Here is a 25,238-nt window from a genome sequence, read left to right as displayed (position 1 = left end):
AGGGGCGAGGCCTATGGATGGGCCGAGTAATAAAGCCAACACAGATGCGGCTTGAAGGATGACGTGTATTTTTAGACTGGCGGCAGGTCAAACAGCAACACTTCGCTGTCGCTGTCGGCATGAATCGAGATTGCCTGCTCATCCCAAATCGCCAGGCCGTCGCTGGTCGTCGCTTTGGTACCGTTAATGGTCACGTTACCTTTTACCACCTGGATCCAGACGCGGCGTTCAGCGGCAATCTGATGCACCGACTGCTCATCTTTGAGCAGCGCCCAGCGGTACAGCTCCATATCCTGGTGGACCTTCAGCGAACCATCGCGAGCATCTGGCGAAAGCACCAGTTGCTTGCCCTGCGCGGCGTCGAAGCGGCGTTGTTCGTAGCGCGGCGTGATGCCGGTTTCTTGCGGAATGATCCAGATCTGATACAGCCGCAGACGATCCGTTTTGCTCGGGTTGTACTCGGAGTGGCGAACGCCGGTCCCGGCGCTCATAATCTGGAATTCACCGGCCGGAACCTGTTCTTTATTGCCCATACTGTCCTGGTGTTCTACGGCACCTTCCAGCACATAGGTCAAAATTTCCATGTCTTTATGCGGATGCGTGCCGAACCCCTGGCCTGCGTCGATCACATCGTCGTTAATCACACGCAGCGCCGAGAACCCCATAAAGTTCGGATCGTAATAATCGGCAAAAGAAAAGGTATGCCAGGAGTCAAGCCAGCCATGATTCGCATGACCGCGGTCGTTTGCTTTGCGTAAGTAGATCATTGTGTTCACCCCCAGATGTTTTCGATGGAATAAGTGTGGACTCATTCCGTCCGGGATCATAGAGGGTGAAAATTGACTCCTCTGTTCAAAAAATATGAATAAGCGCAGAGGAGTCTGTAATGGCTATTTAGCGAGGGTTATCGTCGCAGGCGATGCCTGTTCGAAAGCACGTTCGAGGATTTCCAGATTGGTAAGAACTTCAGATTCCTTGACGTAATTAGGCGTACCGACGGTCAACGTCTGGTACAGCGCATCATAAACACGACCATAGTCACCCGTTTCCGGTTTCACCTCTTCTTTCACGGTCACGCCGTCATCGTTAACATATTCCAGCACACCGACGGATTCGTCAGCGGCGAAACCGGGTTCGCCAGGCATAATGTTCGCTTTCAGGCTGGTTTCTTGTTGATCGATACCGTATTTCACAAACGAACCTTTGGTGCCGTGAACAATAAACTTCGGATAGTCGATTTTCACCAGATGGCTGGTTTTAACGATAGCCTTCAAATCGCCATAAAACAGTTGCGCTTCAAAGGTGTCATCCGGGTTCGCTTTATTACGCAGGCTACGAATGTCATACGCGACATGATCCGGGCGGCCAAATAGCGAAATAATTTGATCCATGGTGTGGACGCCAAGTCCATAGAATGCGCCGTCCTGCGGCAGGCCCGGTTTGGTTTCTGCTACCGGGCGGTAATAATCGAAATGGCTTTCAATTTCGACAATCTTGCCCAGTTTCCCGCTCTCAATCGCTTTTTTAGCAGTGAGAAAACAGGAATCAAAACGCCGATTCTGATACGGCGTGACGGTCAGTCCTTTGCTTCGCGCCAGGTCGAACAACACTTTAGCCTCCGCCAGCGTCGGCGTGAAAGGTTTCTCAACCAGCACGCTTTTACCCGCTTCCAGCACGCGTTTAGCGTATTCGAAATGGCTGTCAGCATGCGTACAGACGATCACCAGTTTTACCTGCGGATCGCCCAACACCTCATCCAGATCGCTGGTGAAGTGAATATGTGAATACTGCGGCGCCTGCTCTTCCGGTTTAGCGTGACGACGGAAAATATGCGCGACATGCCAGGTATCTTTCCGATTCAGAACGTAGGGGAGATGGTAACGGGTGGTGCTTTTGCCGAATCCAATAAATGCGCAGTGTAAGGTCATGAGACGATCCTTTTGAAGATGATTGTTTACACCATAGCGCAAAGCGTGAGGAGACTGAATGTTGGATTCTTTGCCGGATGCGGAGAAGCCTTTTCGGGCCTACAAAAGCAGATGCCTCAAGATCGGCCGTCGGCGTCGCGGTCAGTTTGTTCACGGCAAGCGCGCAGGGCCGGAGCACGAGCACTTCCCGGGGACAAAATGACAAGTAAGCCAGGCTGAAACAAAACCCAAAAAAAAAGCCAGCAAAAGCTGGCCAAAATAATACTGGAAGCAATGTGAGCAATGTCGTGCTTTCAGGTTCTCCGTAAGGGTTTCCCTGAACGCAAGGCAATAATAATCATTCTCATTCGCACTTGTCTACTTCTTTTTGCAAAAAAATGCGGTTGACGGAATTTTCTTTCTCAGCGAGTGTAAATACACAATTACCCCTGCAGGAGATAAGGAATGAGTGAAATAGTGATACGCCACGCTGAACCGAAAGATTACGACGCCATTCGTCAGATCCACGCCCAGCCGGAGGTGTATCACAACACGCTACAGGTTCCTCATCCTTCCCTCGAAATGTGGCAGGCGCGGCTAACCGAGCAAGCCGGGGTTAAACAACTGGTTGCCTGCATTGACGATATTGTCGTTGGCCATCTTTCTATTCAGGTCACCCAACGTCCCCGCCGCAGCCACGTGGCCGATTTTGGTATCTGCGTGGATGCCCGGTGGCACAATCGCGGCATTGCCAGCGCGCTGATCCGCACGATGATCGACATGTGCGACAACTGGCTGCGCGTCGAGCGTATCGAGTTAACGGTGTTTGTTGATAACGAGCCCGCCGTGGCGGTGTATAAGAAGTACGGCTTTGAAATCGAAGGTACCGGTAAGAAATACGGCCTGCGCAACGGTGAGTACGTTGATGCGTACTTTATGGCGCGCGTGAAATAAAGTTTCCCCGCCCCACCCTGTGGGGCGAAACGTCACAAACCTTCATCACATTCCAGTTATTGCAACCTACTTCCCCTATATCAAAACAATAACCATCTGAATTTCATGGTTATTGCCACTTTAAGCTTTATCACCGTTTTTCCGTAATTTTAGCAATATTAATATTACATTTTTGTTTTTTTTTGGTTTCTGCCATCACTTTATGGTGACAATCACAACAATATACTCCTCCCGGGACTAATTTAACCACGGTGAGGTAAAAAATGAAATTTGAACGCCATCATAGAATATTGAAGGAACTCAGTATTTCGGGAGTTGTAAAAGTTTCAAATCTGGCGAAAAGTCTCAAGGTAACAAAGGAAACTATTCGTTCAGATCTCAATGAACTTGCCGGACAGGGATATCTTACTCGCTGTCATGGTGGTGCATTTATTACCCTTGATTCTCTTGATAACGTCGCAAAAAATGAAATTGCTTATGTGCTGGAAAAATATGAATCAGCGCAGAAAATAAAAAAAGGTCTCTCTGCCATGAAAAATAATGTATGTGTTATTGGCTCGTTCAATGTTGATATTATCAGTTATCTACCGAGATTACCCTCAACGGGAGAATCATTGCTTGCCGATAAATTTATTTTTTCACCCGGCGGTAAGGGATGTAATCAGGCATTAGCAGCAAGCTATGCCGACTCTGATGTACATTTTATTACTAAAGTCGGCTCAGATCATTTTAGTGATTACGCCATTAATTTTATAAACTCATCAAAAATCCATAAAAGTGTTATCTACCAGACCAAAGAAACACAAACAGGTACAGCAACCATCATGGTGAATGGAGATACCGGAGATAACGTCATCGCTATCTACCCTGGCGCCAACATGACAATTTCCCCTGATGAAATCACCATTCAGAAAGAAGCCATTGTTCATTCAGATATTGTTCTTGTCCAACTGGAGACGAACTACGAAGCGCTGCAGCAAACAATTCGTCTCGCACAAAAAAATGACATACCGGTCATCATCAATCCAGCGCCATACAATGACATGGTTAACACCATCATTGATAACATTGATTATATTACGCCAAATGAAACGGAAGCAGGCCTGCTGGCCAATATGGCGGTTAATGATATCGAATCAGCCAAATGCGCGGCCAAAATTATTCATCAGAAAGGCGTCAAAAATACCATTATTACATTAGGTAGCAAAGGTTCGCTTGCTTATGATGGCACACAATTCATCTATTCCCCGGCATTTCCGGCAGTTGTAAAAAATACTGCGGGAGCGGGTGACGCTTTCAATGGCGCCCTCGCATCTGGTCTTGCAAAAGGAAAGTCACTGGCATCCGCATTGTGCTACGCCAGCGCATTTGCCTCACTTGCGGTTGAAACGCCTAATGCCTCTGATATGCCGGAAAACGACTCCGTTCTTCATCGTATTCAGGGTTCACATTACAAACAAACTATCTCTACTCACTAAATCAAGGAGCAGACTATGAACAATACGCAGAAAAAACTAAAGGTGCTCTTTATTGGAGAATCCTGGCATATTCATATGATTCATTCAAAAGGTTATGACAGTTTCACCTCCAGTAAATATGAAGAAGGCGCTACATGGTTACTGGAATGCTTGAGGAAAGGCGGCGTTGATATTGATTACATGCCTGCCCACACGGTACAAATTGCCTTTCCAGAGAGTATTGACGAATTAAACCGTTACGATGTGATTGTTATTAGCGACATTGGTAGTAACACCTTCCTGTTGCAAAACGAGACATTTTATCAGCTAAAAATAAAACCAAACGCTCTGGAGTCCATTAAAGAGTACGTCAAAAATGGCGGAGGACTACTCATGATTGGCGGTTATCTGTCATTTATGGGTATTGAGGCAAAAGCCAATTATAAGAACACCGTTCTTGCTGAGGTTCTGCCAGTTATTATGCTTGATGGCGATGACCGGGTAGAAAAGCCAGAGGGTATCTGTGCTGAGGCTGTCTCACCTGAACATCCTGTTGTTAACGGGTTCTCAGATTATCCGGTATTTCTTGGATATAACCAGGCCGTCGCCAGAGACGATGCCGATGTCGTATTAACAATAAATAATGACCCATTGTTAGTGTTCGGTGAATACCAACAGGGTAAAACCGCCTGCTTTATGAGTGACTGCTCCCCACACTGGGGAACCCAGCAGTTTATGTCATGGCCATTTTATACCGACCTGTGGGTCAACACGCTTCAATTCATCGCCAGAAAATAAAAAACAATGGAGTAACGAAAGTTACTCCTTTTATAAAATATAAGGATTGATGTATGAACAAGAATAAGTACTCAACCCCCTTACTGATGCTTGCCACCATCTTAGCCGGTATGCTTTCCCCGATGCAGTCTGCCGTTAATGGGCAGTTAGGACATTGGTTACAAGACGGTAATGCTTGCGCAGTAATCTCGTTTGCCAGCGGTCTGGTCGTCATGTTTTTTATTATTATTGCGCGCAAAGAAACACGCCAGCAATTCGCCTCAATCCCTACTCTGATTAAAAAGAGAAAAATTCCGCTATGGAATTGGTTTGCAGGATTATGCGGGGCGATGGTCGTATTTTCTGAAGGCGCATCCGCCAGCGCGCTGGGCGTTGCCACCTTTCAAACGGCATTAATTTCTGCCCTGCTCCTTTCCGGCCTGCTGTGCGACCGTTTTGGCATCGGTGTGGAGGAGAAGAAATATTTTACGCCATGGCGCATTACTGGCGCATTGTTCGCCGTTATCGCCACCATTTTTGTCGTGTCGCCACAGTGGCACTCAACCTCGTTTATCCTGCTCGCTATCCTCCCCTTTTTGGCAGGGTTACTCGCTGGCTGGCAGCCTGCGGGAAATGCGAAAGTCGCCGAGGCAACGGGCTCCATGCTGGTGTCCATTACATGGAACTTCATCGTCGGCTTTTGTGTCCTGGGCGCGGCGCTGGCGATACGTATCGCATTAGGCCATGTCACCATCCAGTTACCCGATACATGGTGGATGTATCTCGGTGGTCCGCTGGGTCTGCTGTCCATCGGGCTAATGGCGATTCTGGTGAGAGGCTTAGGGCTATTGATGCTGGGCGTAGCGTCAACAGCAGGCCAACTGCTTGGCTCAGTGCTAATTGATGAATTGATCCCTTCATTAGGCAATACGGTCTACCTGGTCACCATCCTCGGTACGCTGTTCGCGTTAGTCGGTGCGATTGTGACCACCATCCCTGAATACAGAGCATCCAAAATGGCGCAAAGAATGGAGGTGTCAGAATGAAAGGTTTCCTGCAAACCGTAACAGGCCCGGTGGCGCATACGGATATGGGGCTGACGCTACCGCATGAACATCTGTTTAACGATCTGTCTTCGGTCGTAGACGAGCCACATTATGCTTTTTCACAGCAACTGGTGGGAAAGAAAGTCAGTGCTGACCTGCAGTGGGGGCTGAAACACGACCCATACTGCTGCGCCGATAATATGGACCGCAAAGAGATTGATGATGTTATCTTCGAAATCAATAACTTTATGTCTTTAGGCGGCAGGACGATTGTCGACGCCACCGGTTCAGAATCCATTGGGCGGGATGCCTCAGCGCTGCGAGAAGTTGCCTTAAAAACGGGTTTGAATATCGTTGCGTCATCCGGACCTTATCTGGAGAAATTCGAAAGTACCCGGATCCATAAACCTGTTGAGCTGTTAGCCTCACTCATTGATAAAGAACTGAGTCAGGGTATTGGCGAGACGGATATTCGCGCTGGCATGATCGGTGAAATCGGCGTATCTCCCGCGTTTACCCAAGCGGAGCGTAACAGCCTGCGGGCAGCGTCTCTGGCACAATGTAACAACCCCCACACGGCGATGAATATCCATATGCCAGGGTGGCTGCGACTGGGTGATGAGGTGCTGGATATCGTGCTGGAAGAAATGAACGTCTCTCCGGCAAAAGTCTCGCTGGCGCATTCGGACCCTTCAGGAAAAGATGTCGTCTATCAACGTAAAATGCTCGACCGCGGCGTATGGCTTGAATTTGACATGATTGGTCTGGACATCACCTTTCCAAAAGAAGGTGTCGCGCCGGGCGTTCAGGAGACCGCAGATGCAGTAGCGAATCTGATTGCACTGGGTTACGCCGACCAAATCGTTTTAAGCCATGATGTTTTTCTCAAACAGATGTGGGCGAAAAATGGCGGAAATGGCTGGGGGTTTGTCCCGAATGTCTTCCTCGCCTATCTGGCTGCTCGCGGAGTAGACAACGATACTCTGCGCAAGCTTTGTATTGATAATCCAGCCCGATTACTCACGGCATAATCTGCAAATAGCCCGGTGTCTGACACCGGGCCTGGAATTAAAAATCAGTATCCCGCCGTTAAATCATCCACGGAACGCGGGTCGGATGCGCCATACAGTTCGCCATCCGGTCCAACCATAATACTTTGGGTGCTGCCCATCGCTTCTTTCAGCGCGACTTTCTGCCCTTTCTGTTCCAGCAACTTCAGCGTATCGGGGCTGAAGCCCTTTTCTACCCGCAGTTCGTCCGGCAACCATTGATGATGGAAACGCGGCGCGTTGGTCGCTTCGGCGACGTTCATGCCAAAATCAATGCTGTTCACTACCATTTGCAGCACGGTAGTGATGATTCGACTCCCGCCAGGGCTGCCGGTCACCAGCCAGGTTTTGCCCTCTTTAACGACGATAGTCGGCGACATCGACGACAGCGGACGCTTCTTCGGACCGACCGCGTTAGCATCGCCGCCCACCAGGCCATAAACATTAGGTACACCGGGTTTAGCAGAAAAATCATCCATTTGATTATTCAGCAGAATACCGGTATTTCCCGCCACAATTCCTGTGCCGAAGGTGGTGTTCAGGGTATAGGTCACCGCCACGGCATTGCCGTCTTTATCCACCACCGAGAAGTGGGTGGTCTGGTTGCTTTCATACGGGGCGAGCTTGCCCGGTTTTATCTGGCTGGAAGGTTTGGCCTTGTTGATATCAATTTGATCGGCCAGCGTTTTCGCATAGGCTTTGTGGGTCAGCGCCTGCCACGGCACTTTCACAAAGTCCGGATCGCCCAGATACTCTGAGCGGTCAGCGTAGGCGTATTTTTCCGCTTCCGCCATGATTTGCATGGCATCGGCGCTGCCAAAGCCGTACTTCTTCATGTCGAAGTTTTCGAGGATATTCAGGATCTGTACGATGTGAATACCGCCCGAGGATGGCGGCGGCATGGAGAAGACCTGATACCCGCGATAGTCACCGCTGATTGGCGTACGCTCAACGGCTTTATAGTTGGCTAAATCCTCTTTGGTCATCAGACCGCCGTTCTTCTGCATTTCTGCGGCAATCTGGTCAGCAATCGCCCCTTTATAAAACGCATCCGGGCCGTTTTCGGCAATCATTTCCAGGCTTTTCGCCAGATTCTTCTGGACCAGCTTATCGCCTTTTTTCAGCGGCTCGCCGTCTTTCCAGAAAATGGCTTTGCTGTTCTCATGATTAGGGATCACTTCGCTGCCGTAAGTTTTTAAGTCGTCGGCCAGCGCATCGTTAACCACAAAACCCTCTTCCGCCAGCTTCATCGCCGGACGCACCACTTTATTCAGCGGCATCGTGCCGTATTTCTCCAGCGCCAGCGAGAACCCCGCCACGGTACCCGGCGTACCGGATGCCAGATGCGACGTCAGCGACTTTTTCGCATCGGCGTTACCCTGATCGTCGAGGAACATATCACGGGTCGCGCCAGCAGGCGCCATTTCACGAAAATCGATCGCCGTGGTAGCGCCATCTTTAGTGCGCAGCAGCATAAATCCTCCGCCGCCCAGATTCCCGGCTTGCGGATGCGTGACAGCCAGCGCATAGCCCACGGCGACGGCGGCATCCACGGCATTACCGCCCTGCTTTAAGATATCCACGCCAACCTGCGTCGCCATTGCATCCACCGAGGCCACCATCCCTTGCGTCGCCCTCACAGGATGAAAGACATCTTCTTCAACACCATAGGAGACTGGCGGCGCGACGGGAGGATTGGCCACCGCGCTAAACGTCCCCCCGGCCAGCAGAGCGGCGATCGCCACCCAGCGCATAAACGTTGGTTTCATCGTTGTTTTTCTCCAGATAAATGGGTGTATGTCCCGTTTAATCCTGGTCCACAACGCTTAAAAAATCATCATCATGGCGAAATAGAGGTACACTTAAAAAGAGACCTCATCGGGAGGAGACGACAATGAAACGCTTACTACTTATTACGGCTTTGTTACCCTTTGCTGTATTGGCCCAGCCAATTAACACTATGAATAATCCTAATCAGCCAGGTTATCAGATCCCCAGCCAGCAGCGTATGCAGACGCAGATGCAAACGCAGCAGATTCAGCAGCAGGGTATGTTGAAACAACAGATGCAAACGCAGGCGCGCAGCCAGCAGCAAAATCTACAGTCGCAGTTGAATGCCAATACGCAGCGGGTTCAGCAGGGACAGCCGGGCAACGGTATGCTCGGTCAGCAAACGCTGCCCAATACGCAGGGCGGAATGCTCAGCGGCAGCGGAAATCCGGACCGGATGCTAAACCATTCCCAGCCAATGTTGCAGCAGGACAGCGGGACGCCGCAGCCTGACATCCCGCTGAAAACCATCAGCCCTTAAAACTGACAGCCCTTAAAACTGAAAGTGAGGGCCGATGTCATCAATACGATCGGTGCAGATACAATCCACGCCCCAGCGCAGCAGCTCTGCCGCCCGCTGGGGCTGATTGACGGTATACACCAGAATCCGCAGACCCGCGGCCTTAATCTCTTGCACTCGCGTCTCATCGAGTAATTTATGGTTGAGATGGAGGGAAACACAGCCCAGACGGGTCGTCAGTTCACGCCAGTCTTCACGCCATTTATCCAGCAGTAACCCGCGCGGCAGTTCAGGTGCTGCCGCCTGCGCCGCTTCCAGCGCCTCTATCTCAAAGGAAGAAAGCAGCGGCGGCGTCATCCCGGCCCACAGTTCGCGGGCGGCCAACGCCACGACGCGTCCTGTTAGCCTTCCGCTCCCCGTTGTCGGTTTGATCTCAATATTCGCCATCATGCCGTGTTTACGGCAGCGCTCCGCCACCTGCGAGAGCAGCGGCAGCGGCTCGCCTTTAAATTCGCCGCTAAACCAACCGCCAGCGTCCACACGCAATAAATCCTGCCAGTTCAACTCGCCCGCCACGCCCCAACCATTGCTGGTGCGCTCCAGGTTATCGTCATGCAGCAGGAAAATTTCGCCGTCTTTCGACAGCTTGGCATCAAACTCAATCATGGTGTGCCCGTATCGCGCGCCCACGTCAATCGCCGCCAGAGTGTTTTCCGGCGCCAGTTTACCGCCGCCGCGATGGGCGACAATGTGGGGATAAGGCCAGTTACTCATACGCGTTGTCCTGTTTCGCCATCAAAAAGATGCCGCTGATGTTCCGGCAGATGCAGCCATAGCGTACTGCCCGCCGCCGGGCGCTGCTGATGCGCCAACCGCACCACCAGTTTCTGATCGCCCCAGCGCCCATGCGCCAGATTATCCGCGCCCAGAATCTCCAGCGTGTCTACCGTTAGCGGCACGCCGCCTTCCGCCTGCGAGCTTAACGCAATATGCTCCGGGCGGATACCCAGCGTCATTTTACGTCCGGCATGACCCCGATAGCCCGCACCAATCGGCAACGCCAGACCGCCAGGCAATTCGAAACGGTCGCCGGAAGCGCTGATAACGCCGTCCAACAGGTTCATCGCCGGGCTGCCAATAAAGCTCGCCACGAAGCGACTGGCCGGTTTTTCATATACCTCTACCGGCGTGCCAATCTGTTCTGCGACGCCTTTATTCATCACCATCACCCGCTGGGCCAGCGTCATCGCCTCTACCTGATCGTGAGTAACATAGAGCGAGGTGGTACGAAGACGACGATGCAGATGTTGTAACTCCAGACGCATCTGCACGCGCAGCTTGGCGTCGAGGTTAGAAAGCGGTTCGTCGAATAAAAAGACTGCCGGCTCGCGGACGATCGCGCGCCCCATTGCCACGCGCTGCCGTTGACCGCCGGAAAGCTCGCGTGGACGGCGTTTAAGCAGGCCGTCCAGCTCCAGAATGCGCGCCGCCTCCCGCACGCGTTCTTCAATATGCGCTTTACTCATACCGCGAATTTTTAGTCCCCACGCCATGTTCTCCTCTACGCTCATATGGGGATAGAGAGCATAGTTCTGAAATACCATCGCGATGCCGCGATCTTTGGACTCCATCTCGGTGACACGTTTGCGATCAATCCAGATATCGCCGCTGGTCACGCGTTCCAGACCGGCCACCATCCGCAACAACGTTGATTTGCCGCAGCCGGACGGCCCGACCATCACGATAAATTCGCCATCCGCCACGTCCAGCGTTAACGGTTGAATGACCTGGGTTTTGCCGTCCCAGCTTTTGGTTACTGCCTGTAATTTCAGTCCTGCCATGTTATTTCTCACTGTCCACTAAACCACGCACAAACGCCCGTTGCATGGCTAACACAATTACGACCGGGGGAATCAGAGTCAGCAGCATTGCCGCCATCACCTGGTTCCATTGCGTGGTACCTTCGCCGGTGGCGATCATCCCTTTGATACCCGCTACGGCAGTGCCAAGATTCACGTCGGTGATAATCAACAGCGGCCACAGATACTGGTTCCAGCCGTAGATAAAGGTGATGACGAATAACGCCGCCAGGTTGGTTTTTGACAGCGGCAACACGATGTCGCGGAAAAAGCGCATCGGCGACGCGCCGTCAATACGGGCCGCCTCCACCAGTTCATCCGGAAGCGTCATGAAGAACTGACGAAACAGGAAAGTGGCGGTAGCGGACGCCATCAGCGGTAGCGTCAGACCGGCATAGCTGTCGAGCATTTTCAGGTTGGCGATCACTTCCACCGTCGGGAAGATACGCACTTCAACCGGCAGCATCAGGGTGATAAAAATCATCCAGAAGAACAGGTTACGCAGGGGAAAACGAAACCAGACGATGGCGAATGCGGACAGCATAGATACCGTGATTTTGCCTACCGTAATGCTGAACGCCATAATGAAACTGTTAAGCATCATCAGCCAGAATGGCGCGCTATTAACACCGACGCCGTTGACCCAAATAGTTTTGATATTCTCCAGTAACTGCGTGCCGGGAAGCAGCGTCATCGGCGTCTCAAACACCGCGCGGTCGTCCAGCGTCGCCGCGACAAACGCGACATACAGCGGAAACAAAATGACCGCGATCCCCAGAATCAGCATGGTATGGCTGAATATTGTCAGCCCGCGACGATTCTCTATCATTGGTAACGCACCTTACTTTCCACATAGCGGAACTGCACCACCGTCAGAATGATGACGAGGAACATCAACACCACCGACTGCGCGGCGGACGCCGAGAGATCCAGGCCGGTAAACCCTTCGCGATAGATCTTATAAATCAGCGTCGTGGTGGCTTGTACCGGCCCGCCGGCGGTCGCGGCGTCGATCACCGGGAAGGTGTCGAAAAAGGCATACACCAGGTTGACCACCAGCAGGAAGAAACTGACCGGCGCAATAAGCGGCAAAGAAAGCCGGAAGAAACGACGAATCGGCCCGGCGCCGTCAATGGCCGCCGCTTCCACCAGCGAGCGGGGAATGGATTGCAGCGCGGCAAAGAAGAATAAAAAGTTGTAACTAATCTGCTTCCAGACTGACGCAAATACCACCAGGAACATCGCCTGACCGCTGTTTTGCGCGTGGTTCCAGTCATAGCCGAATTCGCCGAGGAAATGGGTGATTAATCCCCGCCCCGGGTTAAACAGGAAAATCCACAATACGGCGGCGACGGCGGGCGCGACGGCATAAGGCAGCAGCATCAGCGTCTGATAAAAACGGCTGCCGCGCACCACGTAATCCACCAGGGCGGCGAAAAACAGCGAGACCAGCAGGCCGCTAAACGTGACCAGCGCGCTGAATTTAATCGTCGTCCAGAAGGCGTCGAGATAATAACTGTCGTGAAAAAGCGCGACGAAATTCTCCAGCCCGACAAATTGGCTGGAAAAACCAAACGGATCGACGCTTTGCAGCGAATACCACAGCGCTTCGCCCGCAGGCCAGATAAAGAAAATAACGGTGATAACCAACTGCGGGGCAACCAGTAAATACGGCAGCCAGCGCGAGCGGAACACCGGACGGAATGATGACATGAAGGTTCTTTTCCTGGAAGGTGCCGGATGGCGGTGCAAGCACCTTATCCGGCCTACAAACGCTGTAGGCCTGATAAGCGCAGCGCCATCAGGCACTTATACACTTAAGATTTGCTCGCTTTCTCAAAACGACGCAGCAACTGATTCCCGCGATCCACTGCGGTATCCAACGCCTGTTGTGGGGTTTTCTTCCCGGTCCAGACGCTTTCCAGCTCTTCGTCCACGATGGTACGAATCTGCGGCATATTGCCCAGACGCAAGCCTTTGGTGAAGGGTAACGGCGGCTTATTCAACATCTGGCGAGTGGCGATATCCGCACCGAGGTTTTTATCGTAATAACCCTGCTCGCGGGTCAGCTCGTAGGCGGCGGTGGTAATCGGCAGGTAGCCGGTTTTTTGATGCCATTCAGCAGCGTTTTCCGGTTTTGCCAGGAAGTCGAGGAATTTGGCGACGCCGGTATAGGTTTCTTTATCTTTACCCTGCATGACCCATAGGCTGGCTCCGCCGATAATGGCGTTTTGCGGCGCGCCCTTGATATCAGCGTCGTACGGCATCATACCCACGCCATAGTTAAATTTGGCATACTGGCGGATATTGGCGAGCGAACCGGAGGACGCGGTTGTCATCGCGCAGTCACCGTTATAAAACTTCTCGGTAGACTCGTCCTTACGCCCAACATAGCTAAAATCGCCTTTTTTATTCATCTCTTCCAGCAGCGCGATATGTTTCACCTGCTCTGGCTTATTAAACTCCAGCACCGCATCTGTACCGTCAAAGCCATTGTTTTTACTGGCGAAGGGGAGACCGTTCCAGGCGCTGAAGTTTTCCAGTTGGATCCAGCCTTGCCAGCCGCTGGCGTAACCGCATTTCATGCCTGCCGCTCTCAATTTCGCGGTATAGTCAGCCAGCTCCTGCCAGGTTTTCGGCGGCTGTTCCGGATCTAAACCGGCTTTCTTAAAGGCGTCTTTGTTGTAGTACAGTACCGGCGTGGAGCTGTTAAAGGGCTGGGAGAGCAGATGCCCGCTTTTAGCATCGGTGTAGTAGCCTGCAACGGTTGGCACAAATTGGGACTCGTCAAAGTTAATACCGGCGTCTTTAAACACTTCATAAACCGGCTTAATGGCTTTCGAGGCCATCATGGTCGCTGTCCCAACCTCATAAACCTGCAATATTGCCGGCGCGTTGCCGGTACGGAATGCCGCGATCCCGGCGCTCAGGTTCTGTTCATAGTTCCCCTTATAGACCGGAACGATTTTGTAATCCGGATTGGCCTGGTTGAAACGTTGCGCCAGTGAATCAACTTCTTTGCCTAACTCCCCTTCCATTGAATGCCAGAATGGAATAGTGGTGACGGCCAACGCCTGACCCGTAAATGCCAGACTCAGCGCCAGTCCTAAAGCTGTATGTCGTAACGATATCATCGGTTATCTCTCTTTTTGTGCCGGGATGCGCGATATCACGCGTTTTATGTTCGCGGGGGTAACATGACATGCTCGAATGACAGAAAAATAACTTTTTTATTACAAAAAAAAGATAGTAAGGCGACAGAGAGATGGCAAGGCAGTGAAAGCGCCGGAAAAGAAAAGTGGGAGCTACGGCACGTCTGACAGCGTAATGCTGACCAGACATGCGTTATTTGGCTGGCGTCAGCAGTTAATCACGATGAGAATACTTTTTGTACAGATTTTGTAAGCGCCGCTGATCTCGCCGCTCGCGTTCACGCTGAATGTCGGATTTTTCATCCTCCCACGTTGCACAATCCGGATGATGACGTACTTCGCAGGTCGTTGCGGCCAGTGGATAAGGCGTTGCGGTTTCTTCTTGCCAGATAGCAGGATCGCGGGGATCAAAATCGTTTGAGGTTAAGGCGTTAACACTGAACGAAGCCGCGAACAACAGCGTTCCCATTATGCAGGCGCCTGAACGTATCATCCTTGCTCCTTCTTCGGTGGTTATAGTTGATAATTATTCTCAACTATAACATATTGGTACGAAAAATGTTCTACTGATTTGCCGAATGCCGAGTAATCCGCCAGGTCCGGTAAGCGGTAGCGCCACCGGGCGCGTTTGCCAGATGGCAGCTGTAAACTGCGCCTTATCCGCCCAGATAGGCGCTGCGCACCGCTTCGTTCGCCAGCAGTGCATCACCGGTATCGGATAGCACTACGTGGCCGTTTTCCAGCACATAACCGCGGTCGGCGAGCTTCAGCGCCTGGTTGGCGTTTTGCTCGACAAGGAAGATGGTCATACCCTGCTCGCGCAACTGCTCAATGGTGTCGAAGATCTGCTGGATGATGATCGGCGCCAGCCCCAGCGACGGTTCATCCAGCAGCAATAGCCTCGGCTGGCTCATCAGCGCGCGGCCAATCGCCAGCATCTGCTGTTCGCCGCCGGACATGGTACCCGCTCGCTGGATACGGCGTTCATGCAGGCGCGGAAACAGCTCGTACACCCATTTGATACGTTCCTGAAACCGATCGCGCTCGGCAAAAAAACCGCCCATCGCCAGATTCTCTTCCACCGTCATCCGCGAGAAGACGCGCCGCCCTTCCGGTACTATCGCCACCGCTTCACGCATGATTTTCGCCGTCTGCCAGTCGGTGATGTCTTTACCGTCAAACACCACCCGTCCGCTGGAGGCGCGCGGATCGCCGCACAAGGTGCCAAGCAGCGTCGTTTTCCCCGCGCCGTTAGCGCCAATCAGGGTAACGATTTCCCCCTGGTTGATGTGCAGACTGACGTCGTGCAGCGCCTGAATCTTGCCGTAGTGGGCGCTAACTTTTTCAAACGTTAACATCGTTTTTTCCATCTTATGCCTCACCCAGATAAGCGCGGATGACGTCCGGGTTGTTGCGAACCTCTTCCGGCGTGCCGTTCGCCAGCGGCGTGCCCTGATTCACCACGTAAATGCGATCGGAAATGCCCATCACCAGCTTCATATCGTGTTCAATCAGCAAGATAGTAGTGTTGTGATGGTTACGTAGTTCGGCAATCAGCTCATCCAGCTCTTTGGTCTCTTTCGGGTTAAGGCCGGCCGCCGGTTCGTCGAGCATCAGAATTTCTGGCTGCGTCACCATGCAGCGGGCAATCTCCAGCCGGCGCTGGTCGCCGTAGGCCAGATTACTGGCCTGGCGGTTGGCATGTTCCAGCAGGCCAATACGCTCAAGCCAGGTCGCCGCGCGGTCCAGCGCTTCGCTTTGCGCACGGCGGAAAGCGGGCGTTTTCAACAGGCCGGAAAAGAGGCCCGTTTTCAGTTGCTGGTGCTGCGCCACCAGCAGGTTTTCAATCACCGTCATTTCGCGAAACAGGCGCACATGCTGGAAAGTGCGTACCACGCCCATGCGGGCGATCTGCTGGCCTGGCAACCCTTCCAGATGCCGCTCGCGCAACGTGATCGTACCGCCTGTCGGCTTATAGAAACCGGTCAGGCAGTTAAACACCGTCGTTTTACCCGCGCCGTTAGGGCCAATCAGCGACACAATTTCCCGCTCACGCAATTCCAGCGATACATTGTTGACCGCCAGCAAACCGCCAAAGCGCATCATCAGGCCGTTAACCGCTAATAATGGCTGACTCATGCCTGCTCTCCTTTCGCCTGACCACTTTTCAGCTTCAACTGCGGACGCGTCATCGGCAGCAATCCCTGCGGGCGCCAGATCATCATCAACACCATCAAACCACCGAGCATCAACATGCTGTATTCGTTGAAGTCGCGCATCAACTCGCGCGACACCACCAGCAGAACCGCCGCCAGGATCACCGCAAACTGCGAGCCCATTCCGCCCAGCACCACAATCGCCAGCACGAAGGCGGATTCGGCGAAGGTGAAAGATTCCGGGCTGACAAAGCCCTGGCGGGCGGCAAACAACGTCCCGGCGAAACCGGCAAACGCGGCGCTGATAGTAAAAGCGGTCAGCTTGATGCGCGTCGGGCTTAAACCTAATGAGCGACAGGCGATCTCATCCTCACGCAATGCTTCCCACGCCCGGCCCAGCGGCATACGCAGCAGGCGGTTAATGACAAACAGCGACAGGACCACCAGCAACAGGGCCACCAGATAAAGGAAAATGACCCGGTCGGATGGGTCGTACTTCACGCCAAAGAAATTGCTGAAGGTATCCCAGCCGCCTTCGCGGGTGTTGCGGCTAAACTCCAGACCAAACAGCGTCGGTTTGGGGATCTGGCTGATACCGTTCGGGCCGCCAGTAATTTCAGTGTTGTTGAGCAACAGGATACGGACGATTTCGCCGAAGCCGAGCGTCACAATCGCCAGATAGTCGCCGCGCAGGCGCAGTACCGGGAAGCCGAGCAGGAAACCGGCGGCGGCGGAGACCAGTCCCGCCAGCGGCAGGCAGGTCCAGAAACCCAAACCATAATAGTGGTTGAGCAGCGCAAAGGTATAAGCGCCGATGGCGTAAAAGCCGCCGTAGCCCAATACCAGCAGGCCGGACAGCCCCACCACCACGTTCAGCCCCAGACCGAGGATGATATAAATCATGGTCATAGTGGCGATATCGACGCTACCGCGCGACACCATAAACGGCCACGCCACGGCGATAACCAACAGCGCCATCAGAAACAGCTTTTGCTTAACGGTAGAGCCATCGATCGCCGGCAGAATAAACTTCGGTCCGGAGACGTGCTTCACCGCTTTCTGGAACATCGGACGCAGCAACTGAAAGAAAAAAACCACTGCCGTACCGATAAAGATCCACTGCCAGCGGATGTCGGCGGCGGTATCCACCACCAGTTTGGTGCCGTCCAGCTCCAGTTGTACGCCCATGAAGACGCCAGCCAGAACGAAGAACATCGCCGCAGAGAACAGAGCCATCGCAATATGCATCGGTTTCATACTTTCTCTACCTCCGGACGCCCCAGGATACCGGTCGGCATCACCAGCAGTACCAGAATCAGCAGAGCGAACGACACGACATCTTTATATTCGGTACTTAAATATGCAGACGAGAGCGCTTCGGCGACGCCCAAAATCAGACCGCCGATCATCGCGCCCGGAATGCTGCCAATACCGCCCAGCACCGCCGCGGTGAACGCTTTCATCCCGGCCATAAAACCGATGTAGGGGTTAATCACGCCGTAAAATTGCCCAAGCAGCACACCCGCCACCGCCGCCATTGCCGCGCCGATAACAAACGTTAGCGCAATGACGCGGTCGGTATTAATGCCGAGCAGGCTGGCCATTTTCAGATCCTCCGCGCAGGCGCGGCAGGCGCGGCCCATCCGGGAGTAGCGAATGAAAATGGTGAGCGCCAGCATAGCCAGAAAGGTGACTATCCAGATAACCGCCTGCATGGTGGTGATGGACGCGGAAAAGTTTTCGCTGCTGCCCACAATCCACTGGCCGTTAAACAGGCTGGGTAGCGCCACGTCGCGCGAACCTTCCGTCAGGCTGACGTAGTTTTGCAGAAAGATAGACATCCCGATGGCGGAAATCAGGGCGATCAGGCGCTTGGAGTTGCGCACAGGCCGGTAAGCGACTCGCTCGATACTCCAGCCGTAGGCGCTGGCAATAATAATCGCGCTGATAAATCCGGCGGCCACCAGGAGCCAACTGGTGTCTATTCCCATCATCATTAGCGCGGCGATGATCATAAAAGAGACGTAGCTGCCGATCATATACACCTCGCCATGAGCGAAGTTGATCATGCCGATAATGCCGTACACCATCGTATAACCGATAGCAATCAGCGCGTAGGTGCTCCCCAGCGTGACGCCGTTAAACATCTGCTGCAAGAAATAGAGAAACTGCTCGGACATAAGGTAACCTTTTTAAACCCGCCCGGCGTGCGGGCGGTGGGATAACTTATCTTCTGGCATTACTTCGCGACGGTTGACGAGCCGTCGGCGTGCCACTGGAAGACGCCAAATTCAAATCCCTTAAGATCGCCTTTTTCATCCCATTTCAGCGGCCCAATAACGGTATCAGCCCCGTTCGCTTTAAGATCTTTCACCAGATCCAGCGGAGCATGGCTGGCGCTACGCGTCATTGCGGTCGCCAGCGACTGGACGGCGGCGTAGGTGATCCAGACATACGGACCGCTGGGATCTTTCTTGTCGGCTTTCAGCGCCTCGACAATCGCTTTATTCGCCGGGTCCTGGTCATAACGTTTTGGCATCGTCACCAACATGCCTTCCGCCGCACCACCCGCAATATTGGACAGCGACGCGTTACCCACGCCTTCCGGCCCCATAAATTGCGTTTTCAGGCCATTAGCCCGCGCCTGGCGCAGCATCTGCCCCATTTCCGGGTAGTAGCCGCCGTAATACACAAAGTCGATATTCTCTTTTTGCAAGCGAGCAATCAGGGCGGAGAAATCTTTTTCACCGGCGGTAATACCATCAAAAAAGACAATATTGGCATTGCCCTGCTTCAGACCATCCTGCACGGAGCGCGCCAGTCCTTCGCCGTATTGCTGTTTATCGTGAATGATAGCGATGCGCTGCGGTTTCACCGTTTCCAGGATATATTTCGCGGCTGTTGGCCCCTGGGAGGAGTCCAGGCCGGCGGTACGCATAATGTACTGATAGCCGCGCTGGGTCAGCTCCGGGTTAGTCGCCCCCGGGGAGATCATCAGAATACCTTCATCTTCATAGATATCGGATGCTGGCTGAGTAGAAGAAGAACACAAGTGACCAATAACGTACTGAATACCGTCGTTAACGATTTTGTTGGCCACCGCCACCGCCTGTTTTGGATCGCAGGCATCATCGTACTCTACGCCGACCAGCTTATCGCCTTTAATACCGCCTTTAGCGTTGATGTCTTTAATGGCCTGGCGCGCGCCGTTAAATTCCATATCGCCCCATTGCGCTACCGGGCCGGACATCGCCCCGACTATGGCGACTTTAATATCATCTGCCATTGCCCCCTGCGAGACTGCTAATGCAACAATCCCTGCGATTATCGTTTTCGCTTTCCGTTTCATGTGCCTGTATCCCCATTCGTGATGTTATATGTTTTGTTTTTTGCTGGTTAAAAAGCAGACTGTACTTTTTATAAATGGTGCGCTTTTTACTGACTCATTAATGAGTTAGCGCAGCATTTAAAGCATAATAAGATTAAAATCTCTATTTTTCAGTCTATTAAGGAAAGATAATATTCTGCTTTTCGCTATAGATAAACAAAAAAAAGCACGCTTGTCAGCATAAAATAACGGCATATTAAGCGGAATAATTCACTAGCATTCAGGGAATTATGCTGCCTGTTTTCCATTCTCTAATGCTTCAAACTGTAATTATCGTTGTTAAAAAATTAATAACCTGGTAAATGACACAAAAAAGAGAAAGCATCTGGCCTGCCTGTTTCGGTACACTGATCGCATCTTTTGAAATCGGGACAAGCCGTCGATGAAGCTGACTATCCTTCGTTTAGAACACTTTAGCGCTCAGGATCAGATCGATCTGGGCAAAATCTGGCCGGAATATTCCGCCTCCTCATTAAGCGTAGATGAAACGCACCGGATTTATGCCGCGCGGTTTAACGAGCGTTTGTTGGGCGCCGTAAGAGTGACGCTGAGCGGAACGCAGGGCGCGCTGGATTCCTTACGCGTGCGTGAAATCACCCGTCGTCGCGGCGTCGGACAATATCTGGTAGAAGAAGTCATCCGCGATAATCCCAACGTCTCGTCGTGGTGGATGGCAGATGTCGGTGTTGAAGACCGTAGCGTGATGGCCGCGTTTATGCAGGCGTTAGGCTTTACCGCCCAGCATGACGGCTGGGAGAAGCGCTAAAAGAAAGCCGGATGGCGCTGACGCTTATCCGGCCTACATGCCGGGAGCAAAGATAAAAACCACCTCGCAATTTTCCAAGAATTTCGCGTTGCAGGCAGGCGGCAAGTTATGAAATCCCCGGGAGCTTACATAAGTAAGTGACCGGGGTTGAATAACGTAGCCAACGCACCTGCAGCGCGAAAGGCGCCAGGAAAATTACTTAGCGTCTGTCGCCGTACCATTCGCATGCCAGTCAAACACGCCGAACTCAAATCCTTTCAGATCGCCTTTCTCATCCCACGACAGCGGTCCCATTACGGTGTCGACCGTGGCGCCTTTCAGGTATTTGGCGATTTCAGCCGGATCGTCGGAGTGGTTCAGCCCCGCCTGTAAGGATTGCAGCGCGGCGTAGGTGGTCCACACGAATGCGCCGCTAGGATCTTGTTTCTTGGCTTTGATGGCATCCACAATCGGTTTGTTCGCCGGGACCTGATCGTAGTTCTTCGGTTTGGTGACCAGTAAGCCTTCCGCTGACTCTCCGGCAATGTTAGACAGCGACACGTTCGCCACCCCTTCCGGCCCCATAAACTGGGTTTTCAGCCCTGCGGCGCGGGACTGGCGCAAAATCTGCCCCATTTCCGGGTGATAACCACCGTAGTAGACAAAGTCGATATTCTCTTTCTTCAGGCGCGCTACCAGAGTGGAGAAATCTTTTTCGCCGGCGGTGATGCCATCAAAGAATACGACGTTAACGCCGCCTTTCTTCAGACCGTCCTGCACCGCGCGCGCCAGCCCTTCGCCGTACTGCTGCTTATCGTGGATAATCGCGATGCGCTGCGGTTTTACCTTCTCCAGAATATACTTTGCCGCCGTTGGCCCCTGGTCAGAGTCCAGACCGGTGGTGCGCAAAACCAGCTTATAGCCGCGCGCGGTCAGCTCCGGCGCGGTCGCCGCCGGGGTTATCATCAGGATACCTTCGTCTTCGTAGATATCAGAGGCTGGCTGTGTGGAAGAGGAGCATAAGTGTCCGATAACATACTTGATGCCGTCGTTCACCACTTTGTTAGCGACAGCTACCGCCTGTTTCGGGTCACAGGCGTCGTCATATTTCACCGCGACGAGCTTATCGCCTTTAATACCGCCTTTCGCATTGATATCGGCAATTGCCTGCTCCGCACCGGTAAATTCCTGGTCGCCATACTGCGCCACCGGACCGGACATCGCGCCGACAACCGCGACTTTAATGTCCTCGGCGAATGCCATATGGCTTAATGACAGGGCGATACATCCTGCCAATAACGTTTTACCCTTCATATTCATCCTGATAATCCCCATTATTCTGGTTGTTACGTGTGTTGTGGTGTTATTGTTCAGCACTTTATTTCGATTATTGGCTAGCTACCCGTGCTTTAGCAGCATACTCTGCTAAAACATACCCGATTTTTATTATTTTGGAATAGCTAAATTTACATCCAGATAACAGATTTGTGTCGGTGGGGGAGAGGAAGGGCACGTAGGCCCGATAAGCGAAGCGCCATCGGGCAAACGTGTTGCCGGATGGCAGGGTAAACGCCTTATCCGGCCTACAAAAAACAAAACCCCCGAATTCACATTCGAGGGTTCATTGGCAATTCGCGAAGATTACGCTTCGATCGCAGCGCGAAGCTTTTTCATGGCGTTCTTTTCAAGCTGGCGCACACGCTCAGCGGAGACGCCGTAACGATCGGCCAGCTCCTGCAACGTAGACTTATTGTCTTCGTCCAGCCAGCGAGCGCGGATAATATCCTGGCTACGCTCGTCGAGCCCCTGCATCGCGTCGGTCAGTCGGTTGGCGGCCTGCTCTTCCCAGTTATCGTCTTCAATGCCGTCGGCAAAGTTAGACGATTTATCCTGCAGATACAGCACCGGCGCCATTGGCTGGCTGTCGGACTCATCGTCCGAAGACATGTCAAACGTCATGTCCTGCGCCGCCATACGCGACTCCATCTCACGCACGTCTTTACTGGAAACACCCAGTTCGCGCGCCACCATTTCAACCTCATCCTGATTAAACCAGCCCAGACGCTGCTTGGTTTTACGCAGATTAAAGAACAGCTTACGCTGCGCTTTCGTGGTTGCGACTTTAACGATACGCCAGTTACGCAGCACGTATTCGTGAATTTCTGCTTTAATCCAGTGTACGGCGAAGGAAACCAGGCGCACGCCTACTTCCGGGTTAAAACGACGTACGGCTTTCATCAGGCCGATGTTGCCTTCCTGGATCAAATCCGCCTGCGGCAGACCATAGCCCGCATAGTTACGAGCAATATGAACAACAAAGCGCAGGTGAGACAGGATCAGCGTTTTAGCTGCTTCCAGATCGCCCTGGTAATGCAGCCTTTCAGCCAATGCCCGCTCCTCGTCAGCCGATAACATCGGCCACGCGTTCGCCGCCCGGATATAAGATTCCAGGTTGCCAACAGGGGCTAAAGCTAAATTTTGCATTTCTTTGGTCATTCAAATCCTCTCAATCAGTATTGCCTGGCACCGTCAGCGAGCAACAACCGTGCCAAAGCCGATGAGCAACGAGAATATCACCCACTCTTTTATCAGACAGTGATTTTATCCACAAGTTCAATGTAACACTGTGCATAATTTGCACAAATCTTGTGACATAAAGATGACGCGCGGGGAAGAGACAACAGGGACTCTTTCCCTGCGAACGGAAGCCCATTGCAGGGAAAGATTATACCACGATTTTATCAATCGGGAGTAAAGTGACGTAAATGTTGCACCGTGGCCAGCCAGGCGGCGATCCAGCCAATCATGGAACAGACCAGCAGCAGCAATAGGCACTCATCGAACGATAAGCCATTGAGATCAAACTTCGTGCCGAAGACCTGCGCCACTTCAGTCACCGCCGATGATAAACGCATCACCAAAATTTCAGACAATATCAGTGAAAGAAACGCGCCGGAAAAACCGAGCAACGCGCCGCCGTAGAGGAACGGACGCAGGATAAAGCCATCGGTCGCGCCAATCAGCTTTTGCACGTTAATGGTGTCGCGACGGGCAAAAATGCTCAGACGCACGCTGTTGCCGATAACGAGGAAGACCGCCGCGACCATCAGCACGCCGATCATCGCCGACACACGGCCCACCAGCCCGGTGAGCGCCGCCAGGCGCGCAAACCAGCTATCATCCATGCGGACTTCGTCAATGCCGTTAATCTGCGAGATACGGTCGCGCAGCGTATTAAGCGAGGCGGTACTTTGAAAGTCCAGCTTGGGGATCACCACCGCCACCGCCGGTAGCGGGTTCTCTTCCAGCATATCCAGCGCGCCGCCAAAACCCGACCAGTTGCGGAATTCTCCCAGCGCGTCCTCACGGGACAGGTAGTTGACCTTCTCAACGCCCTGCTCGGCCTGAAGCTGCCCAACGACCCGCGCCGCCGCGTCATCATCCAGCGTTTTTTGCAGATAAACGGTGATCTGCGGCGACGGATAATACTGAGTCGCCGCCTGGTTGACGTTCTTATAGACCATGTAACAGACGCTGGGCAGCGTCAGGGAGATGGCGATCACCATCACCGTCAGAAACGTCGCCAGCGGTTTGCTTTTCAGATCCTGCAGCGCGCCGTGCCAGGCATAGCGCACCTGCTCATTAAAGACGTTCGTTTTACGTGAGTTCGGTTTCGGCGTCGGCTTCTGGCGTCCTGGCGCGTTGCGCCCGCCGCCTGTTCCGCCGCGAGACTTACGCAGTCGATCCAACCGTCCGCCGAACTGCCTGATTTGGTTAATCGCGTCGCGCCTATTCATTGGCCAGGCCTCCATGCAGATGTCCATCGCTCAGGACGAGCTGCCTATAGGAACGACGGGAGATAAGTCCAATATCGTGCGTCGCCATCAGTACCGTCACCCCTACGCGGTTAAACTCTTCAAACAGACGTAAAATCCCTTCCGACAACGCGTCGTCCAGGTTCCCGGTCGGTTCATCCGCCAGCAATACCGCTGGCTTATTGACCACCGCGCGGGCGATGCCCACGCGCTGTTGTTCGCCTCCGGAGAGTTGAATCGGGAAGTTTCTCGCTTTGTCCAGTAGTCCAACCTTATCCAGCGCCGCCGACACACGACGACGGATATCATCGCCGCTGGCGCCGGCAATGATTAACGGTATCGCCACATTGTCATAGACCGTGCGATCCATCAGCAGATGGTGATCCTGGAAAATCATCCCAATCTGGCGGCGCAAAAACGGCACTTCGCGGTTTTTCAGGCGCGTAATATCATGCCCGCTGAAGAAGATTTTGCCGGCGCTGGGCCGCTCAATCCCACAGATTAGCTTCAGCAGGGTACTTTTCCCCGCGCCGGAGTGGCCGGTCAGAAACGCCATCTCGCCTGGCCGCATATGGAATGTCACTCCCTGCAGCGCTTGTCTCCCGCCGAGATAGGCCTTGCTGACATGTTCAAAGCGAATCAT

At 52.9% G+C, this 25,238-nt stretch carries 26 protein-coding genes; 8 read left to right on the top strand and 18 right to left on the bottom strand.

The window, feature by feature from the left end:
- Positions 1-71: 71 nt before the first annotated feature.
- Together ACLD3P_RS12915 and ACLD3P_RS12910 are read right to left on the bottom strand one after the other, a co-directional pair.
- Positions 72-767: a pirin family protein gene (locus ACLD3P_RS12915; RefSeq protein ID WP_000639789.1), complete on the bottom strand. Its 696-nt coding sequence runs from the start codon at positions 765-767 to the stop codon at positions 72-74.
- Positions 768-890: 123 nt separating this feature from the next.
- Positions 891-1,928, bottom strand: coding sequence for an oxidoreductase (locus ACLD3P_RS12910; protein ID WP_220569591.1), 1,038 nt, complete (start codon positions 1,926-1,928; stop codon positions 891-893).
- 444 nt (positions 1,929-2,372) lie between these two features.
- Here ACLD3P_RS12910 and yhhY point away from each other — a divergent pair, with 444 nt between their 5' ends.
- From yhhY to ACLD3P_RS12885, 5 genes are all read left to right on the top strand, one after another.
- Positions 2,373-2,861 carry an N-acetyltransferase gene (yhhY, locus tag ACLD3P_RS12905; protein WP_001290279.1) on the top strand — a complete coding sequence of 163 codons (489 nt, stop codon included), beginning with the start codon at positions 2,373-2,375 and terminating at the stop codon, positions 2,859-2,861.
- A gap of 263 nt (positions 2,862-3,124) precedes the next feature.
- Entirely contained in the window at positions 3,125-4,339 is a 1,215-nt protein-coding gene (locus tag ACLD3P_RS12900; protein WP_000667440.1) for a PfkB family carbohydrate kinase, read from the top strand.
- A gap of 15 nt (positions 4,340-4,354) precedes the next feature.
- Positions 4,355-5,116: a glutamine amidotransferase gene (locus ACLD3P_RS12895; RefSeq protein WP_001066509.1), complete on the top strand. Its 762-nt coding sequence runs from the start codon at positions 4,355-4,357 to the stop codon at positions 5,114-5,116.
- A gap of 53 nt (positions 5,117-5,169) precedes the next feature.
- The gene (locus ACLD3P_RS12890; protein WP_411006494.1) at positions 5,170-6,141 is read left to right on the top strand and encodes a DMT family transporter; all 972 of its coding nucleotides are present in this window, start codon (positions 5,170-5,172) and stop codon (positions 6,139-6,141) included.
- A complete protein-coding gene (locus tag ACLD3P_RS12885) occupies positions 6,138-7,172 on the top strand; it encodes a phosphotriesterase (protein ID WP_052921496.1) in 1,035 nt (344 codons plus the stop codon). Before ACLD3P_RS12890 ends, ACLD3P_RS12885 begins: the two co-directional genes overlap by 4 nt.
- A 44-nt stretch (positions 7,173-7,216) precedes the next feature.
- Here the strand turns inward: ACLD3P_RS12885 and ggt are convergent, their stop codons facing one another.
- A complete protein-coding gene (ggt, locus tag ACLD3P_RS12880; protein ID WP_411006495.1) occupies positions 7,217-8,959 on the bottom strand; it encodes a gamma-glutamyltranspeptidase in 1,743 nt (580 codons plus the stop codon).
- A gap of 125 nt (positions 8,960-9,084) precedes the next feature.
- Between ggt and ACLD3P_RS12875 the strand changes: the two genes are divergently transcribed.
- Positions 9,085-9,501 (top strand): DUF2756 family protein, encoded by a 417-nt coding sequence (locus ACLD3P_RS12875; protein WP_000826041.1) that lies wholly within the window; start codon positions 9,085-9,087, stop codon positions 9,499-9,501.
- A gap of 12 nt (positions 9,502-9,513) precedes the next feature.
- Here ACLD3P_RS12875 and ugpQ read toward each other — a convergent pair whose 3' ends face one another.
- The 11 genes from ugpQ to livK form a co-directional block, all read right to left on the bottom strand.
- A complete protein-coding gene (ugpQ, locus tag ACLD3P_RS12870) occupies positions 9,514-10,254 on the bottom strand; it encodes a glycerophosphodiester phosphodiesterase (RefSeq protein WP_000073548.1) in 741 nt (246 codons plus the stop codon).
- Positions 10,251-11,321: a sn-glycerol-3-phosphate import ATP-binding protein UgpC gene (locus ACLD3P_RS12865; RefSeq protein WP_411006496.1), complete on the bottom strand. Its 1,071-nt coding sequence runs from the start codon at positions 11,319-11,321 to the stop codon at positions 10,251-10,253. Before ACLD3P_RS12865 ends, ugpQ begins: the two co-directional genes overlap by 4 nt.
- A 1-nt stretch (position 11,322) precedes the next feature.
- Positions 11,323-12,168 (bottom strand): sn-glycerol-3-phosphate ABC transporter permease UgpE, encoded by an 846-nt coding sequence (gene ugpE / locus ACLD3P_RS12860; RefSeq protein WP_000572196.1) that lies wholly within the window; start codon positions 12,166-12,168, stop codon positions 11,323-11,325.
- Complete coding sequence (gene ugpA / locus ACLD3P_RS12855) at positions 12,165-13,052, bottom strand: sn-glycerol-3-phosphate ABC transporter permease UgpA (RefSeq protein ID WP_000094074.1); 888 nt, start codon at positions 13,050-13,052, stop codon at positions 12,165-12,167. The genes ugpE and ugpA overlap by 4 nt, the downstream gene beginning before the upstream one ends.
- Positions 13,053-13,156: 104 nt before the next feature.
- Positions 13,157-14,473: an ABC transporter substrate-binding protein gene (gene ugpB / locus ACLD3P_RS12850; RefSeq protein ID WP_411006497.1), complete on the bottom strand. Its 1,317-nt coding sequence runs from the start codon at positions 14,471-14,473 to the stop codon at positions 13,157-13,159.
- Between the two features lie 232 nt (positions 14,474-14,705).
- Positions 14,706-14,984 (bottom strand): hypothetical protein, encoded by a 279-nt coding sequence (locus tag ACLD3P_RS12845; RefSeq protein WP_000621260.1) that lies wholly within the window; start codon positions 14,982-14,984, stop codon positions 14,706-14,708.
- A 163-nt stretch (positions 14,985-15,147) separates the two neighbouring features.
- Positions 15,148-15,861, bottom strand: a complete 714-nt coding sequence (livF, locus tag ACLD3P_RS12840) for a high-affinity branched-chain amino acid ABC transporter ATP-binding protein LivF (protein ID WP_000416114.1) — start codon at positions 15,859-15,861, stop codon at positions 15,148-15,150.
- A 1-nt stretch (position 15,862) separates the two neighbouring features.
- The gene (gene livG / locus ACLD3P_RS12835; RefSeq protein WP_024797726.1) at positions 15,863-16,630 is read right to left on the bottom strand and encodes a high-affinity branched-chain amino acid ABC transporter ATP-binding protein LivG; all 768 of its coding nucleotides are present in this window, start codon (positions 16,628-16,630) and stop codon (positions 15,863-15,865) included.
- Positions 16,627-17,904 (bottom strand): branched chain amino acid ABC transporter permease LivM, encoded by a 1,278-nt coding sequence (gene livM, locus ACLD3P_RS12830; RefSeq protein ID WP_000803764.1) that lies wholly within the window; start codon positions 17,902-17,904, stop codon positions 16,627-16,629. The genes livG and livM overlap by 4 nt, the downstream gene beginning before the upstream one ends.
- Entirely contained in the window at positions 17,901-18,827 is a 927-nt protein-coding gene (livH, locus tag ACLD3P_RS12825; protein WP_079787505.1) for a high-affinity branched-chain amino acid ABC transporter permease LivH, read from the bottom strand. Before livH ends, livM begins: the two co-directional genes overlap by 4 nt.
- A gap of 59 nt (positions 18,828-18,886) precedes the next feature.
- Positions 18,887-19,996: a high-affinity branched-chain amino acid ABC transporter substrate-binding protein LivK gene (livK, locus tag ACLD3P_RS12820; protein ID WP_000822976.1), complete on the bottom strand. Its 1,110-nt coding sequence runs from the start codon at positions 19,994-19,996 to the stop codon at positions 18,887-18,889.
- A gap of 421 nt (positions 19,997-20,417) precedes the next feature.
- On the opposite strand from livK, the gene panM reads away from it, so the two are divergent.
- Both panM and ACLD3P_RS12810 read left to right on the top strand, forming a co-directional pair.
- Positions 20,418-20,801 (top strand): aspartate 1-decarboxylase autocleavage activator PanM, encoded by a 384-nt coding sequence (gene panM, locus ACLD3P_RS12815; RefSeq protein ID WP_000778873.1) that lies wholly within the window; start codon positions 20,418-20,420, stop codon positions 20,799-20,801.
- The gene (locus ACLD3P_RS12810; RefSeq protein WP_131046763.1) at positions 20,779-20,913 is read left to right on the top strand and encodes a hypothetical protein; all 135 of its coding nucleotides are present in this window, start codon (positions 20,779-20,781) and stop codon (positions 20,911-20,913) included. Before panM ends, ACLD3P_RS12810 begins: the two co-directional genes overlap by 23 nt.
- 83 nt (positions 20,914-20,996) lie before the next feature.
- Here ACLD3P_RS12810 and livJ read toward each other — a convergent pair whose 3' ends face one another.
- The 4 genes from livJ to ftsE all read right to left on the bottom strand — a co-directional run bounded on the left by livJ (position 20,997) and on the right by ftsE (position 25,238).
- On the bottom strand, positions 20,997-22,100 hold the full coding sequence (gene livJ / locus ACLD3P_RS12805) for a branched chain amino acid ABC transporter substrate-binding protein LivJ (RefSeq protein WP_001839269.1): 1,104 nt from the start codon (positions 22,098-22,100) through the stop codon (positions 20,997-20,999).
- 321 nt (positions 22,101-22,421) lie between these two features.
- Complete coding sequence (gene rpoH, locus ACLD3P_RS12800; RefSeq protein ID WP_000159621.1) at positions 22,422-23,276, bottom strand: RNA polymerase sigma factor RpoH; 855 nt, start codon at positions 23,274-23,276, stop codon at positions 22,422-22,424.
- A 245-nt stretch (positions 23,277-23,521) separates the two neighbouring features.
- On the bottom strand, positions 23,522-24,577 hold the full coding sequence (gene ftsX, locus ACLD3P_RS12795) for a permease-like cell division protein FtsX (protein ID WP_001081707.1): 1,056 nt from the start codon (positions 24,575-24,577) through the stop codon (positions 23,522-23,524).
- The gene (ftsE, locus tag ACLD3P_RS12790) at positions 24,570-25,238 is read right to left on the bottom strand and encodes a cell division ATP-binding protein FtsE (protein ID WP_000617729.1); all 669 of its coding nucleotides are present in this window, start codon (positions 25,236-25,238) and stop codon (positions 24,570-24,572) included. The genes ftsX and ftsE overlap by 8 nt, the downstream gene beginning before the upstream one ends.

This window comes from Salmonella sp. 741265073_HBA (assembly GCF_046569105.1).
GTDB classification, from domain to species: Bacteria; Pseudomonadota; Gammaproteobacteria; order Enterobacterales; family Enterobacteriaceae; genus Salmonella; species Salmonella enterica.
This window is presented reverse-complemented; position numbering and strand designations above follow the sequence as displayed.

Coding starts and splice junctions, on each gene's coding strand:
- ACLD3P_RS12910 (WP_220569591.1), bottom strand. CDS start 1,928: ATGACCTTACACTGCGCATTTATTGGATTCGGCAAAAGCACCACCCGT.
- ACLD3P_RS12810 (WP_131046763.1), top strand. CDS start 20,779: ATGACGGCTGGGAGAAGCGCTAAAAGAAAGCCGGATGGCGCTGACGCT.
- livK (WP_000822976.1), bottom strand. CDS start 19,996: ATGAAACGGAAAGCGAAAACGATAATCGCAGGGATTGTTGCATTAGCA.
- ugpQ (WP_000073548.1), bottom strand. CDS start 10,254: ATGAGTAACTGGCCTTATCCCCACATTGTCGCCCATCGCGGCGGCGGT.
- ACLD3P_RS12885 (WP_052921496.1), top strand. CDS start 6,138: ATGAAAGGTTTCCTGCAAACCGTAACAGGCCCGGTGGCGCATACGGAT.
- yhhY (WP_001290279.1), top strand. CDS start 2,373: ATGAGTGAAATAGTGATACGCCACGCTGAACCGAAAGATTACGACGCC.
- panM (WP_000778873.1), top strand. CDS start 20,418: ATGAAGCTGACTATCCTTCGTTTAGAACACTTTAGCGCTCAGGATCAG.
- ACLD3P_RS12865 (WP_411006496.1), bottom strand. CDS start 11,321: ATGGCAGGACTGAAATTACAGGCAGTAACCAAAAGCTGGGACGGCAAA.
- ugpA (WP_000094074.1), bottom strand. CDS start 13,052: ATGTCATCATTCCGTCCGGTGTTCCGCTCGCGCTGGCTGCCGTATTTA.
- ACLD3P_RS12900 (WP_000667440.1), top strand. CDS start 3,125: ATGAAATTTGAACGCCATCATAGAATATTGAAGGAACTCAGTATTTCG.
- rpoH (WP_000159621.1), bottom strand. CDS start 23,276: ATGACCAAAGAAATGCAAAATTTAGCTTTAGCCCCTGTTGGCAACCTG.
- livM (WP_000803764.1), bottom strand. CDS start 17,904: ATGAAACCGATGCATATTGCGATGGCTCTGTTCTCTGCGGCGATGTTC.
- ggt (WP_411006495.1), bottom strand. CDS start 8,959: ATGAAACCAACGTTTATGCGCTGGGTGGCGATCGCCGCTCTGCTGGCC.
- ACLD3P_RS12915 (WP_000639789.1), bottom strand. CDS start 767: ATGATCTACTTACGCAAAGCAAACGACCGCGGTCATGCGAATCATGGC.
- ftsX (WP_001081707.1), bottom strand. CDS start 24,577: ATGAATAGGCGCGACGCGATTAACCAAATCAGGCAGTTCGGCGGACGG.
- livH (WP_079787505.1), bottom strand. CDS start 18,827: ATGTCCGAGCAGTTTCTCTATTTCTTGCAGCAGATGTTTAACGGCGTC.
- ACLD3P_RS12845 (WP_000621260.1), bottom strand. CDS start 14,984: ATGATACGTTCAGGCGCCTGCATAATGGGAACGCTGTTGTTCGCGGCT.
- livF (WP_000416114.1), bottom strand. CDS start 15,861: ATGGAAAAAACGATGTTAACGTTTGAAAAAGTTAGCGCCCACTACGGC.
- livG (WP_024797726.1), bottom strand. CDS start 16,630: ATGAGTCAGCCATTATTAGCGGTTAACGGCCTGATGATGCGCTTTGGC.
- livJ (WP_001839269.1), bottom strand. CDS start 22,100: ATGAATATGAAGGGTAAAACGTTATTGGCAGGATGTATCGCCCTGTCA.
- ugpE (WP_000572196.1), bottom strand. CDS start 12,168: ATGATAGAGAATCGTCGCGGGCTGACAATATTCAGCCATACCATGCTG.
- ugpB (WP_411006497.1), bottom strand. CDS start 14,473: ATGATATCGTTACGACATACAGCTTTAGGACTGGCGCTGAGTCTGGCA.
- ACLD3P_RS12890 (WP_411006494.1), top strand. CDS start 5,170: ATGAACAAGAATAAGTACTCAACCCCCTTACTGATGCTTGCCACCATC.
- ftsE (WP_000617729.1), bottom strand. CDS start 25,238: ATGATTCGCTTTGAACATGTCAGCAAGGCCTATCTCGGCGGGAGACAA.
- ACLD3P_RS12895 (WP_001066509.1), top strand. CDS start 4,355: ATGAACAATACGCAGAAAAAACTAAAGGTGCTCTTTATTGGAGAATCC.
- ACLD3P_RS12875 (WP_000826041.1), top strand. CDS start 9,085: ATGAAACGCTTACTACTTATTACGGCTTTGTTACCCTTTGCTGTATTG.